Origin of the sequence: Qipengyuania sp. NPDC077410 (assembly GCF_044543405.1) — a bacterium.
In the GTDB taxonomy this organism is placed as follows: Bacteria; Pseudomonadota; Alphaproteobacteria; order Sphingomonadales; family Sphingomonadaceae; genus Qipengyuania; species Qipengyuania pacifica.
Genome location: NZ_JBITWB010000002.1, coordinates 1,077,026 through 1,091,224 on the forward strand (window position 1 = coordinate 1,077,026; position 14,199 = coordinate 1,091,224).

Consider the following 14,199-nt stretch of genomic DNA (forward strand, 5'->3'; position numbering starts at 1 on the left):
GGGGGAAAGGCAAGCCTTAACCGGCCTGTCCGGCTATTCGATTCGCCTGACGGTATAGCCGCGTTCCTGCAATAGTGCCGGCAGGCCGCCTTCGCCCAGAAGATGCCCGGCGCCAACCGCGATCAGCGGTTTTTCTTCGGCAGACAGCAAATTCTCGATCTGTGCCGCCCAACTCGCATTACGGTCGTGCAGCAGGGCTTTCTCGAGTTCGGGATCGGCCAGAACCCCGCGTCGCGTCAGTTGCGTCAGCTGGTCTAGATCGCCGGCAAGCCAGGCTTCGGCGAGAGCACCCCGGCCATCGCCATACTCCTTCGATTCCTCCAGCACGGCATTCAGCAGGTCGCGCTGCTCGGATTCGGGAAGCCTGTCGAAGATCGCCAGCTGTTTTCGCGCCCCCTCCAATTCCACGATTTCGCGCCCGTCGAAGGCGGTCAGTAGCGCGCGATCGGCACCATTCTGCGACTTATTGGACTGCGCCACCTGAGACAGTGCCAGAGCGGCCGCCCAACTTTCCATCGAATCGAAATGGTTGCGCCGGACTTTTGCCTTCGCCAGCAGCGTTTCGAACTCGTCCCGAAATTGCGGGTCGATGCGATTTTCCAAAGGGCCGGTGGACTGATCGAACGCCATCTCGCCGAACAGCCGGGACAGTTCCGCACCGTCTTCCAGATTGGCGACCTCGACCACCAGCGTATCGGCGTTGTCGATAACCTCGGCCAGTCTGGGCGAACGCCATTTGGTCCCGTCGGGAAGGGCGTGAATGGTCCCGAACATCCAGCCTTCCACCGAGCCGGAGCCGTTCACGATTTCCCACAGGGCCGGGTGCGGCCCCTCCGCTTTGCCGATATCCGGTTGCGAACCGCATGCCGCGATCAGCACGGACAGCGCGAAGCAGATGGACGTGAGGAAGCCGCGTTTCACGAAAAACCCGCTGTGCTCGAACGTTACTGTACGCGCTCAACGGTCAGACCGCGCTGTGTCAGGAAATCCTGCACGCTTTTCTGACCTGCAAGATGCCCCGCGCCAACTGCGATGAACACGGTACCAGGGCGCTCGAGGCGGGTATTGATCCACTCGGCCCAGTTTTCGTTGCGTTTGTAGAGCAGGGCATCCGCCAGCGCCGGATCGGTCAGGCCTTCGTTCATTAGCTCGGCCAGCCCGTCCGCATCGCCGGCCAGCCATTCGGCGACCATGCTGTCCATCATGGGCACGATGCGATCGATATTTTCTGCCGACACCATGAGGAAGGCGGTCTGGGATTCCTTGGGCAGGGAATCGAACAAGCCGATCTGCCATTCCATGGTTTCCAGCGCTCCGCGGGCGGCCGAAGCTGGGGCGAGCTGCTCCAGCTTGGCTTCCACGCCGCTTTCGGCACTGTACCCCGCCTTTATCAACGGCAGCACCGACAGCGTCATTCCGGCAAACCACGGTTCGAAACGGTCAAACGCTGCGGGCGGCATCTCCAGCTTGGTCAGCGCCGCTTCGTATGTGGTGCGGTCGCTATCGCTGAGCATTTCGCGCAGCGACTGATCTGCCGGCAGGATCGCCTTGGACATCACCATCTGCTGCGATGCCGGGTCCTGCGTTTCGGAGCTCGGAATCTCGGTTACGAGTTCCTGCGTTTCCGCAAGCGCGCTTTCGATCGGTCCCTGATACCAGTCGACGCTATCGGGCAGGGCGTGAACCGTGCCGAACAGATAGATCGTCGTATCCTCATCCGCCACCTTCCACAGGCCCGGGCCATCGCCTGTCCGCCCATCCGCCACGGGCGCGGTGGCAACATTTTCCTGCGAATGGGCGGCACACCCCTGCAGCAGAAGTGCAAGCGACAGAAGGCAGCCCGACAGCGGGCCCGAAGTAAGGCGTTTCATATTATGTGATTCCCTGTTGATTGACACAGGGATAGCGGGCGGCACGGCCTCTTGCAAAGCAACCCGCACGCGAAAGGCACCGAAGGCACGACGCTGTGGCATTGACGCATTTTCGCGCTTGCGCCATTGCCCCGCGCCATGGACCGCAATCCGCAGAATTCCTTCCAGGACATGATCCTCGCCCTCCACGATTTCTGGAGTGCACAGGGGTGCCTCATCCTCCAGCCCTACGACATGCGCATGGGCGCCGGGACGTTCCACACCGCGACCACCTTGCGCGCGCTGGGGCCCGAACCGTGGAACGCCGCCTTCGTGCAGCCCTGCCGCCGCCCGACCGATGGTCGCTATGGCGAGAATCCGAACAGGCTGCAGCATTACTACCAGTATCAGGTGATCCTGAAGCCGAGCCCGCCCGACATTCAGGATCTCTATCTCAAGAGCCTTGAAGTGATCGGCATCGATCCGCTGAAACACGACATCCGCTTCGTCGAGGACGACTGGGAAAGCCCGACGCTGGGCGCGTGGGGGCTGGGCTGGGAGGTCTGGTGCGACGGGATGGAAGTTACCCAGTTCACCTATTTCCAGCAGATGGGCGGCTTCGATTGCAAGCCGGTGGCGGGCGAGCTGACCTACGGGCTCGAACGGCTGGCCATGTACATCCAGGGCGTCGACAACGTCTATGATCTCAACTTCAATGGGGGCACGTCCTCAAGTAACGAAGCGGTAGGACGCGAAAGACTCGTTTCTTATGGCGACGTGTTTCTCGAGAACGAGAAGCAGATGTCGAAATGGAACTTCGAGGTCGCCGAGACTGATGCTCTGTTCGACCTGTTCAACAAGGCCGAAGCGGAATGCAAAAACGCGCTCGCGAGTGAAGTGCCGATCGCCGCTTACGAACAGGCCGTCGAGGCGAGCCACATCTTCAACCTGTTGCAGGCACGCGGAGTGATCAGCGTGCAGGAACGGGCCAGCTACATGGGCCGCGTCCGCGATCTGGCGCGCGGGTCTTGCGAAGCGCACATGGCGAAGGAAGCACCCGTCTGGGCAGAGAAATATCCGGAGTGGTCGAAATGAGCGACTTTCTCCTCGAACTGCGCAGCGAAGAGATCCCAGCGCGCATGCAGGCAGGCGCGCGCGCCGAGCTGGAAAAACTGTTCCGGCGCGAGCTGGACGCGGCGGGCATTTCCGCCGGTGAGATCACTGTGTGGTCGACCCCGCGCCGTCTCGCATTGATTGCCCGCGGTCTTCCCGAGGCAACCGAGGCGGTGAGCGAAGAACTGAAGGGCCCGCCGGTCGGCGCGCCCGATCAGGCGCTCGAAGGCTTCTGCCGCAAGGCCGGGGTCGACAAGGCCGACCTCGAGGTTCGCGAGCTGAAGGGCCGCGAGACCTATTTCGCTATCAAGAACGTCCCCGGCCGCGCGACCAAGGACCTGCTCGCCGAGGCAATCCCCGCGATCGTTCGCGATTTCAGCTGGTCCAAGTCGATGCGCTGGGGCGCGGCCTCGATCAGCACCGAAAGCCTGCGCTGGGTCCGTCCGCTATCGGGTATCGTTGCGCTGCTGGGCGACGATGTGGTCGATTGCGAAGTACATGGCGTCACCTCGGGCGCGGTCACGCTCGGCCACCGCTTCCACCATTCCGGCGACATCACCATCGGCAATGCTGAAGATTATGCGGTGAAACTGCGCGCCGCGCATGTGATCGTCGATCACGAGGAACGGCAGGACCTGATCCGTTCGGGCGCTGCCAAGGTCGCGTCCGAAGCCGGTCTCGAGCTGGTCGAAGATGAGGGGCTGGTGATCGAAAACGCCGGTCTCACCGAATGGCCCGTTCCGCTGCTCGGGCGGTTCGAAGAAGATTTCCTCGAGGTGCCGCCCGAGACGATCCAGCTGACCGCACGCGTGAACCAGAAATATTTCGTCTGCGAGGACGGCAAGGGCGAGCTCGCCAACGCCTTCATCTGCACCGCCAATATCGAGGCGGAAGACGGCGGCGCGCGCGTGGTCGACGGCAACCGCAAGGTGCTCGCCGCCCGCCTGTCGGACGCGCGTTTTTTCTGGGATGTCGACCGCAAGAAGACCCTCGCCCAGCACGCGAAGGGTCTGGAGCGGATCACCTTCCACGAAAAGCTGGGCACGGTCGCCGACAAGGTCGACCGGGTGGCCAAGCTGGCCGACTGGCTGGTGTTCGATGCCAAGGCCCCGAATGGCGATCATAAGCTCGCACGACAGGCAGCCGAATTGAGCAAGGCCGATCTCGTGACCGAAATGGTCGGCGAGTTCCCCGAGCTGCAGGGCCTGATGGGTGGCTATTATGCCAAGGCCGAAGGTCTCCCGCTAGAAGTGTCCGAGGCCATTCGCGATCATTACAAGCCCGTCGGTGCGAGCGACGAGGTGCCGACTGCGCCGACAACGGTCGCAGTAAGCCTCGCGGATAAGCTCGACAATCTGCTCAGCTTTTTCCGCATCGGCATCCTGCCGACCGGATCGAAGGATCCCTTTGCACTGCGCCGGGCCGCGCTCGGCTATCTGAGGCTGGTTCAGGCGAATGGACTTAAGCTTGAGCTGGATCAGGTGGTCCACGCCTGGGCAAGCCAGCGCGTTGCAGGTTTGCCAGAGAAACTAGGCGAATTTCTCCTGGGGCGTCTCGCGGTGCAGCTTCGTGATGAAGGTGTGCGGCATGACTATATTCAGGCATCGCGTAGCTGGCAGGGGCGGCCCGACATGCGTGTCGACCGCGTCGAAAGCCGGGCGAGGGCGCTTACCGCGTTTCTCGGTACCGAAGACGGTGCCAACTTGCTCGCCGGTTACAAGCGCGCCGCCAACATCCTCAAGAAGGAAGACTGGCACGGCAGCGAGGGCGAGATCGCCCGCACAGGTGAAGAAGATCCTCTCGCGCTTGTCGACGATCCGGACATGAAAGCCGTGATCCAGGCCAAGATGAATGAGCGCCACGCAAAAGAGCTTTCCTACACTCCGGAACCGGCCGAAAAGGCTCTTATGGACGCGCTGGAATCATCGGAACCTGCAGCCACACGAGCCATTGATGCGGAAGACTTCTCCGGCGCAATGGCTGCACTTGCTTCTCTGCGCGCACCGATCGATCGCTTCTTCGATGAAGTGACGGTAAACGCGGATGAAGAAAACAAGCGCGCCCATCGGCTCGACCTGCTTGCGCGTTTTCGCGCTGCAGTGCACCAAGTGGCAGATTTCTCTCGCATCGAGGGATGACTTTTTCCCCCTTGGACCGTGTAACAGGCGGTCCATGTCTCGGATAAGCAGGGATTAGAATGAACGATACGGTCTTCACCTTCGGCGGCAACGCTCCGCATTCGAATGCACGACAGAAGGACAAGACCGTCACGGGCGGCAAGGGTGCGAACCTGGCCGAGATGGCCAGCATCGGCCTGCCGGTTCCCCCCGGCTTCACCATCGCGACCGAAGAATGCCTCGAATATCTCGCAGGCGGTTCGGACTTCTCCGAAAAGTTGCGGGCGGACGTTGCCGACGCACTTCGCCACGTCGAAGAAACGGTGGGCAAGGGCTTTGGCAATGCTGCCGATCCGCTGCTCGTGTCGGTCCGGTCGGGCGCGGCCATTTCCATGCCGGGCATGATGGACACCGTGCTCAACCTCGGCCTGAACGACGAGACGGTCGAAGGCCTTGCCAGGACGTCCGGCGATGAACGTTTCGCTTGGGACAGCTACCGCCGCTTCATCCAGATGTACGGCGATGTGGTCCTCGGGGTTGATCACGGCCTGTTCGAAGAAGCGCTGGAAATCGCCAAGGAAGACAACGGTTATTACGCGGATACCGAGCTTTCCGCAGACGAGTGGAAGACGCTCGTCGCGCAGTACAAGTCCATTGTCGAAGAAGAACTCGGCTCTCCTTTCCCTCAGGATCCTATCGAACAGCTATGGGGCGCAATCAGCGCCGTCTTCGACAGCTGGGATACCGAGCGCGCCAAGGTCTATCGCCGCCTGAACGACATTCCGCATGACATGGGCACTGCGGTGAACGTGCAGGCGATGGTATTCGGCAACATGGGCGATACCAGCGCTACCGGCGTTGCGTTCACGCGCGATCCGTCGACCGGTGAAAAGGCTTACTACGGCGAATGGCTGGTCAATGCGCAGGGCGAAGATGTGGTCGCGGGCATCCGCACACCGCAATATCTCACCAGGGCGCGTCGTGAAGCCGCCGGGGCAGACAAGCCGAGCATGGAAGAAGCCATGCCCGAAGCGTTTGCCGAACTGTCGCATCTGTTCGATCTCCTGGAACGGCATTACACCGACATGCAGGATATCGAATTCACCGTGCAGCAGGGCAAGCTCTGGCTCCTGCAGACGCGCAACGGCAAACGGACGGCAAAGGCCGCTCTGAAGATGGCCGTCGACATGGTGGACGAAGGGCTGATCGACGAGAAGACCGCCATCCTGCGTGTCGATCCCATGGCGCTCGACCAATTGCTGCACCCCACGCTCGATCCCGATGCTCCGCGTGATGTTTTGACAACCGGCCTTCCTGCATCGCCGGGTGCCGCGAGCGGCAAGATCGTTCTCGATGCGGATACGGCCGAACTGTGGGCAAATCGCGGCGAGAAGGTCATTCTGGTTCGTGTTGAAACCTCGCCGGAAGATATTCACGGAATGCACGCTGCAACCGGGATTTTGACGGCACGCGGTGGGATGACCAGCCATGCGGCCGTGGTTGCACGCGGAATGGGGCGTCCTTGCGTATCGGGCGCTTCGCAGGTCTCGATCGCACGGGAAGGGCGCACGCTTAGCATCGGCGATCGCGAACTTTCCGAAGGCGATATCATCACCATCGACGGCGCGAATGGTCAGGTCATGGCGGGCGAGGTCGCCACAATCGAACCCGAACTCGCTGGCGATTTCGGTACCTTGATGGAATGGGCCGACAGGCACCGCCGCATGCGCGTGCGCACGAATGCCGAAACCGAAACCGAATGCCGCATGGCGCGCCAGTTCGGCGCCGAAGGCATCGGCCTTTGCCGGACCGAGCACATGTTCTTCGATGCCGGCCGGATCAGCGCCGTGCGCGAGATGATCCTGGCCGATACCGAAAAGGGCCGCCGTGCTGCGCTCGACAAGCTGCTGCCGGAGCAGCGCAGCGACTTCGTGACCATCTTTGAAGTGATGGCAGGCCTGCCATGCACTATCCGCCTGCTCGACCCGCCGCTGCACGAATTCCTGCCGCACGGCGATACCGAGTTCGAGGAACTGGCCGAAGCAACTGGGGTGCCGATCGAGAAGCTCCGCCGGCGCGCTGGCGAATTGCACGAATTCAACCCCATGCTCGGCCACCGCGGTTGCCGCCTGGGGATCACCTATCCCGAAATCTACGAGATGCAGGCACGCGCAATCTTCGAAGCCGCCTGTCAGGTCGCCAGGGACAGCGGGGATGCACCTGTCCCTGAAATCATGGTCCCGCTAGTCGCCACGCGGCGCGAACTCGAATTACTCAAAGCTGTCGTCGATAGGGTCGCGGCCGAAGTGTTTGCCGATACCGGAACGACGCTCGAATACCTCGTCGGCACGATGATCGAGCTCCCTCGCGCTGCACTGATGGCGGGCGAGATAGCCGAAGTCGGCGAATTCTTCAGTTTCGGGACCAATGACCTCACGCAGACCACGCTGGGGGTCAGCCGCGACGATGCCGGACGATTCCTCACAACCTACGTCGACAAAGGCATTTTTGCGCGTGATCCGTTCGTCAGCCTCGATGTCGACGGCGTCGGGCAACTAGTCGAACTCGCGGTAGAGCGGGGCAGGGCCACGCGCGAAGGGCTGAAGCTGGGTATTTGCGGCGAACATGGCGGCGATCCGGCAAGTATAGCCTTCTGCGATCGTACAGGTCTGGATTACGTGAGCGCGTCCCCTTACCGCGTACCCATCGCGCGTCTGGCCGCTGCGCAAGCCAGCCTTCGTTAGTCTTTCCAGCCGGTAAGCGTCAGTATCTCGAAAGTTTCGAGCACACGGCCCTTGTCGTTGGCAGCGGTGATGAACGCGTTGTCCGCTCTCTTCTTCGCCCTTTTTCCAAGCGGTGGAGGCACATTGGCTAGCGTGCTGCCCAATCCCTGATCGCGAAGGTCGGACACGAGCCGGTCAAGCGAGGCGAAGGATACGGTCAGGCGCCGACTGTCGACCACCTGCCGTTTGAACAAAGCGCGCTGGAGGAGGGCGGATGCCGCCTGATTGTCGACCAGCGGATGCATCCGCGCCGTGGGCCTGTCCGGTTCACTCGCGATCATGGCGCGCCGCAGATTGGGAAGGCTTCCAGCCCCAAGGAAGCTGGCCATCATCAGGCCATCATCCGCCAAGGCGTTGCGCATATGGAGAAGAGCGCCTGGAAGGTCGTTGACGCGGTCAACCGAAGAAAGGCTGACGATCAGATCGAACGGTTCGCCTTTGATCGGTCGCTCTTCGTCGAGAGTGGCAACGTCATGCTCGACGACGTTCGAACCAGCGCCTCGCAGCGACAGCGCCAGAGTTCCAGTCCAGTCGCCGATTACCAAGACACGTTCAGGCGACATGCGGATAAATTCGAGCCGGTCGAGAATATCCTCGACCATATCGTCCATGATGTAACGCGCCGCATCGCGATGAGCCTGCCTCACCCGGGCACGGCGCAAGCCCGCAATACGACGCTCGCGAGAGAATATCCGGGGGGGCGTGGAGGAATTCATGCCTCGATCCCTGCCGCGCTTGCCAGGTGCGCGCAAGCCGGGCAGCAAGGGAAGGTGTCGACAAGCCGCCTTCTCGCGACCAGCTTCGCGCCCGTGCTCAACTTCGTTTATCCTCCCCGTTGTCCGGCGTGCGGTGGGGGAGTGGGCGAGCAGGGCGGTTTGTGCATGACCTGCTGGGATGATCTTGTCATCCCATCTGAGCCGTGTTGCACTTCGTGCCAGCGCCCATTCGGCGAAAACGGTCCGACCGATGGCGCTATTTGTGCGCCCTGCCTTGCCGATCCACCGAAGCACGACGGGATCGCCGCGGGAACGCTCTATACCGACACGTCGCGAAAGCTCGTTCTCGCGTTCAAGCACGGGCGGCGGATCGCGCTAGCGCCGATGCTTGCAAAACTGATCGCCGCCCGGCTTCCGCGAGCAGACGGCCTCAGGCTTATCATTCCTGTTCCGCTTCACCGCGGAAGGTTGTGGCAAAGGGGCTATAATCAGGCGGCGTTGCTCGGACGGGAGCTTAGCCGCATGGGACATGGAACCCTGTGCGTAGATGGATTGATTCGAACCAAACCCACGCCAAGCCTTGGTGGTCTCGGAAGAAAGGCCAGGGCAAAGGCTCTGTCCGGGGCCGTGAAAATCAATCCCAAGCGCGCACGAGTTTTGAATGATGCTGACATCGTGCTGGTCGACGATGTATTGACCAGCGGTGCGACGAGCGCGGCTTGTGTGAAGGCCTTGAAAGCTGCTGGCGCGAAGAGCGTGATGATCGCGTGTTTTTCGCGCGTTCTCGACGAGGCCATACGAAGCTGACCCATAACGGAAACGCCCGGGATCTTGCGATCCCGGGCGCCACGTGACGAATATAACCGGACCTGCCTTGCGGCGCGGGTGCAGCCCCCCAGCATGCACCTTGGGTCCATCCCTCATCGTTTCCGGATGCGCCGCGCATACCCTCATCGCGGCTGCGGATCCGTTAACCCCCTGAACCTGGCGCTCTACTGGCACCGCTGCTCCGGTGGGCAGGCCTCACGTGCCTGCTGACCCTTTTGTTCCTCAAAAACGCCTGACTTCAAACACACTTCTGCAAGAGTGTGTGATTTTGGGTCGACTTTGTGGTTATCGTGCAACAAGCATGTCGCAGGTGTACAATTTGAAAGGTTCTACCATGTCAGATCGATCCGAGCGCGAAGCTGGACGGTCCTTTATGCCGAAGTTCGACGACAAGGGCCTCCTCACTGCTGTGGTGGTTCACCACGAGACTCGCGACGTGCTCATGGTAGCCTTCATGGATGCCGAAGCACTGAAGGCGACGCGAGAGACGGGGGCCGCCCACTTCCATTCCCGCTCGCGTGGCAAATTGTGGAAGAAGGGTGAAAGCTCCGGCAATATCCTCGAGGTCCATGAGATATTGGTGGACTGTGATCAGGATGCGCTTGTTCTGTCTTGTACACCGGCGGGGCCGACTTGCCATACCGGAGCCCGTAGCTGCTTCTACCGCGTATTGCAGGATGACGCTCTCGAACCCGTCAAGACTTGACGCTTACGTAAACGTTGGATTATTGGAAGGGCATGAACCAGCCGCTTCCCAAGGATGTCACCGCCGCGACTGGCGATCGCCGCCACGCCGGCGCCCATATCGAACGACCCGACGAACTGGGTCGCGAACAATACTCCATATCCGATCTTACCAGCGAATTCGGTTGCACGGCGCGGGCGCTCCGCTTCTACGAGGACGAGGGCCTTATCGCGCCGTCGCGTATCGGGCTGACCCGCATCTATTCGAAACGGGACCGCGCGCGACTCGCATGGATCATGCGGGCCAAGAACGTCGGCTTCTCATTGGTCGAAATCCGCGAGATGATCGACCTCTACGATCTGGGTGACGGCCGCGTCGAACAGCGGCGCGTCACGATCGAGAAATGCCGGACCCATGTCGCCAAGCTGAAGGAACAGCGCGACGATATCGACAGCGCGATCAGCGAACTATCCGACTTCATCGAACATATCGAAACACTCGACCGCGATTGATTTCACCAACCGGCGCCATGCCGGCCAGGCTCAAACCAAGGACACGCAGATGCCCACATATACCGCGCCGACCCGCGACACCCGCTTCCTTGTCAATGAACTGCTCGATCTTGCCAGCTACGGCAACCTGCCGGGCTTCGAAATGGCGAGCCCCGATGTCACCGATGCCGTGATCACCGAAGGCGGCAAGTTCTGTGCCGAGGTACTGGCACCCATAAACCAGTCGGGCGATCAGGAAGGCTGTACGCGTCACGAGGACGGTTCCGTCACCACTCCGAAAGGTTTCAAGGAAGCCTTCAACCAGTTCCGCGAAGCGGGATGGGGGACGCTGGCGCAGCCCGAGGAGTTTGGCGGACAGGGCTTGCCGCATGTGCTCGGCTTCGTGATGGAAGAATTCATTTCCAGCGCCAACCAGGCATTCGGCATGTATCCGGGCCTGACCAATGGCGCCATTTCTGCACTGATCGCCAAGGGCACTCAGGAACAGAAGGAAATGTATCTGCCCAAGATGGTGTCCGGCGAATGGACCGGCACCATGAACCTGACCGAACCGCAATGCGGCACCGATCTCGGCATGATCCGCACCAAGGCGGAGCCGAAGGGCGATGGCAGCTACTCGATTACCGGCACCAAGATCTTCATTTCTGCCGGCGAGCATGACCTTTCGGACAACATCATCCATCTGGTTCTGGCGAAGACCCCGGGGGCGCCAGACAGCACGAAGGGTATCTCGCTGTTCGTGGTGCCCAAGTTCCTGGTGAACGAGGACGGTTCGGTTGGCGAACGCAATGGCGTGATGTGCGGTTCGATCGAACACAAGATGGGTATTCACGCCAATTCCACCTGCGTCCTCAACTACGACGGCGCCACGGGATGGCTTGTCGGTGAAGAGAACAAAGGCCTCGCTGCAATGTTCATTATGATGAACGCAGCGCGCCTCGGCGTCGGCATGCAGGGTCTCAGCCAGGCTGAAGTCGCATACCAGAACGCTGTCGCCTACGCTCTCGACCGGCGTCAGGGCCGGGCACTGACCGGCCCCGCCGAGCCGGAAGCCCAGGCCGACCCGATATTCGTCCACCCGGACGTTCGCCGTATGCTGATGGATGCCAAGGCCTTTACCGAAGGCATGCGCGCCCTGTCGCTGTGGGGGGCATTGCTCGTCGACCTGACCCACAAGGCGCAGACCGAAGAGGAACGCGCCGAAGCCGATGCGATGATCGGTCTGCTGACCCCGGTCATCAAGGGATATGGCACCGACAAGGGCTATGAGGTTGCGACCAACATGCAGCAGGTCTTCGGTGGCCACGGCTATATCGAGGAATGGGGCATGAGCCAGTTCGTGCGCGACGCCCGGATCGCCCAGATCTACGAAGGCACCAACGGCGTGCAGGCGATGGATCTGTGCGGCCGGAAGCTCGCGCAGAAGGGCGGGGCAGCCATCCAGGCATATTTCAAAGCGGTGGGCGACGATATTGCAGCGGCCAAGGACGACGACGATCTGGGTGCAATGGCCGAAGCTCTGGAAAAAGCGCTTGGCCAACAGCAGGCGGCGACGATGTGGTTCATGCAGAACGCCATGCAGAACCCGAACCATCTTGGCGCTGGCGCGCACCACTACATGCACATCATGGGTATCGTGACCCTGGGCTGGATGTGGCTGCGCATGGCCAAGGTGGCACAGACAGCTCTCGCATCCGACACCGATGACAAGGCGTTCTATGAGGCGAAGCTGGCAACTGCGCGCTATTACATGGACCGGTTCCTGCCTGACGTGGGAGCGCTGCGTCGCAAGCTGGAAGCCGGTGCCGATAGCCTCATGGCGCTGGACGAAGCAGCCTTCTCAACTGCCGCCTGACAGCAGGGCGGGTGACACCGACCGGGGGTGAATTAAAAACTGCCTCCGGTCGATTTCCCGTTTGCAATCATCGAATTACAAACCTTTTCGACGAAGCGTGTGTCACCTTTCGCCTTTCCTCGAGTATGGGCGACACATCTAAAAGCGCGATCGCGAGAAAATGCGACTTACGCATTTCAAAGGCGCGGCTCGCCGTCACTTCTTCATTGATGTGAAAGAGCTGCTTCCAGCATCTACCCAACAGCAGCAGTGTAGGAAAATGCTTTTGCGCTCGTGAGTAACGGGTCCAACATGATCCGCTAAGCATCGGTAAGAAAACGCAGATCAGAAGTTCGATCTTATTCATCACCGGAGCGTCGGAGCACAGATTGACCTGACTTGCTCCGAACGAAGCTTAGAGCGGACAATCATTCCACCGAATTGTTTCCAAGGGCATGGTCGTTAATCCCGTCAAACCCTAATGCGCGTTTAACCAAGCATTCGCACTTGGAAGTTACCGACTGGCTCCGCTCATGACCGCCGTTTTCATCCTCAGCATCAACATGTTCGTTTCGGCGCTGTTTGCGGTGGCATTTGCGGTGGTCGCATCTACCAATCCAACCGTTCGCGGTGCGCGGTGGCTCGCTGCTGCCTATGGCATCGGAGTAATCGATGTCGCGCTGGAGTTCCTTCTGCCTTCGCTGGCCCATCCGGGGGTCGGCGTGGTGGCGATCTATCTTGTCTATCTGACTGCACTGACCTTTGGGGTCGTGGGCGTCGCAACGCATTACGATGTGAAGCGACCGAAGATAGCTCTGGCGACGATCTGGGTTGCCGCCCTGGGGCTGATCCCGGCCCTGTTCTACCTGCCATATGGCTCGACCCTGCGCACGCTACTGTACCAGCTTCCTTATGTGTCGCTGCATGTACTGATCGTTGTGCTCGTGCTCCGTTCTGGGCGGCGTATGGCGCTCGACAGACTCTTGGCGGCAGTCAGTGCGATGGGCGCGCTCACCTATCTGTCAAAATCCGCCATTGTTGCGCGAGTGAACAATGCCCCCGATCCGCAAAGTTACCTCGGTTCGGAATACGCCGCGATTTCTCAAACCCTGGGCGCGGTTGTCCTCGTCGCCCTGGCATTGGTCCTGTTGCTGGTGATCATGCGCGACACCACCATGGAAATGGTCGTCCGCTCCGAAACGGACCCGCTTTCGGGCGTACTCAATCGTCGCGGCTTCGAAGCGCGCGGACAGCCTTATGTCGAACACGCAAAAAAGAACGGTCAGCCATTGGCGCTGATCACGATCGACCTCGATCGGTTCAAGGCGATCAATGACAGCTTCGGCCATGCCGCGGGCGATATGGTGATCGCGGACCTAGCCGCATTGTTGAGTGCATCGTCCGGCCAGAGCGATCTGGTCGCGCGGTTGGGCGGTGAAGAATTTGCGATGCTTCTGCCGGGGCATAATGCAGCACAGGCCCAAGCTTTAGCCGAAGACATCAGGGTGCTGATTTCGCGCAAGCTTCCCCTTCGCTTGGGCAATGAGAAAGCGGTCACGGCATCGTTCGGAGTGGCTGAGTTGCAAATGACCGATCAGCTTTCCGACCTGTGCCGTAGATCAGACGTCGCCTTGTACGAAGCGAAAGCCGGAGGCCGCAACAAGGTCGCCGCGGCATCCATTCTGCGCGCGGTCGGTTCTGAAGAGGACAGGCGCGATTACGGCCGGGTGCAGGACAGCCGCACCAAATACTGCGCGTAAT

Annotated in this window: 11 protein-coding genes; 8 read left to right on the plus strand and 3 right to left on the minus strand. The window is 60.8% G+C overall.

The features are described from left to right. Window positions 1-33 precede the first annotated feature (33 nt). The gene (locus ACIGGE_RS13215; RefSeq protein ID WP_397490692.1) at window positions 34-921 is read right to left on the minus strand and encodes a TraB/GumN family protein; all 888 of its coding nucleotides are present in this window, start codon (window positions 919-921) and stop codon (window positions 34-36) included. A gap of 23 nt (window positions 922-944) precedes the next feature. After that, the gene (locus ACIGGE_RS13220) at window positions 945-1,871 is read right to left on the minus strand and encodes a TraB/GumN family protein (RefSeq protein ID WP_397490693.1); all 927 of its coding nucleotides are present in this window, start codon (window positions 1,869-1,871) and stop codon (window positions 945-947) included. Between the two features lie 138 nt (window positions 1,872-2,009). Between ACIGGE_RS13220 and ACIGGE_RS13225 the strand changes: the two genes are divergently transcribed. From ACIGGE_RS13225 to ppdK, 3 genes are read left to right on the plus strand one after another with little or no spacing between them, the layout of a single operon-like run. Further along, a complete protein-coding gene (locus tag ACIGGE_RS13225) occupies window positions 2,010-2,945 on the plus strand; it encodes a glycine--tRNA ligase subunit alpha (protein ID WP_397490694.1) in 936 nt (311 codons plus the stop codon). Beyond that, on the plus strand, window positions 2,942-5,101 hold the full coding sequence (glyS, locus tag ACIGGE_RS13230; protein WP_397490695.1) for a glycine--tRNA ligase subunit beta: 2,160 nt from the start codon (window positions 2,942-2,944) through the stop codon (window positions 5,099-5,101). Before ACIGGE_RS13225 ends, glyS begins: the two co-directional genes overlap by 4 nt. A gap of 59 nt (window positions 5,102-5,160) precedes the next feature. Continuing rightward, window positions 5,161-7,824: a pyruvate, phosphate dikinase gene (gene ppdK / locus ACIGGE_RS13235; protein WP_397490696.1), complete on the plus strand. Its 2,664-nt coding sequence runs from the start codon at window positions 5,161-5,163 to the stop codon at window positions 7,822-7,824. Here the strand turns inward: ppdK and ACIGGE_RS13240 are convergent. Next, window positions 7,821-8,579: a methyltransferase gene (locus ACIGGE_RS13240; protein ID WP_397490697.1), complete on the minus strand. Its 759-nt coding sequence runs from the start codon at window positions 8,577-8,579 to the stop codon at window positions 7,821-7,823. The genes ppdK and ACIGGE_RS13240 overlap by 4 nt on opposite strands. A gap of 93 nt (window positions 8,580-8,672) precedes the next feature. Here ACIGGE_RS13240 and ACIGGE_RS13245 point away from each other — a divergent pair, with 93 nt between their 5' ends. The 5 genes from ACIGGE_RS13245 to ACIGGE_RS13265 all read left to right on the plus strand — a co-directional run bounded on the left by ACIGGE_RS13245 (window position 8,673) and on the right by ACIGGE_RS13265 (window position 14,198). Next, complete coding sequence (locus ACIGGE_RS13245; RefSeq protein WP_397490772.1) at window positions 8,673-9,386, plus strand: ComF family protein; 714 nt, start codon at window positions 8,673-8,675, stop codon at window positions 9,384-9,386. Between the two features lie 394 nt (window positions 9,387-9,780). Beyond that, complete coding sequence (gene hisI / locus ACIGGE_RS13250) at window positions 9,781-10,113, plus strand: phosphoribosyl-AMP cyclohydrolase (protein ID WP_397490698.1); 333 nt, start codon at window positions 9,781-9,783, stop codon at window positions 10,111-10,113. Window positions 10,114-10,145: 32 nt separating this feature from the next. Continuing rightward, complete coding sequence (locus ACIGGE_RS13255; RefSeq protein WP_103024969.1) at window positions 10,146-10,604, plus strand: MerR family DNA-binding transcriptional regulator; 459 nt, start codon at window positions 10,146-10,148, stop codon at window positions 10,602-10,604. A 49-nt stretch (window positions 10,605-10,653) separates the two neighbouring features. After that, window positions 10,654-12,459 carry an acyl-CoA dehydrogenase C-terminal domain-containing protein gene (locus ACIGGE_RS13260; protein ID WP_222828188.1) on the plus strand — a complete coding sequence of 602 codons (1,806 nt, stop codon included), beginning with the start codon at window positions 10,654-10,656 and terminating at the stop codon, window positions 12,457-12,459. A 512-nt stretch (window positions 12,460-12,971) separates the two neighbouring features. Further along, window positions 12,972-14,198: a diguanylate cyclase gene (locus ACIGGE_RS13265; protein WP_397490699.1), complete on the plus strand. Its 1,227-nt coding sequence runs from the start codon at window positions 12,972-12,974 to the stop codon at window positions 14,196-14,198. The last annotated feature ends 1 nt before the right edge of the window (window position 14,199 follow it).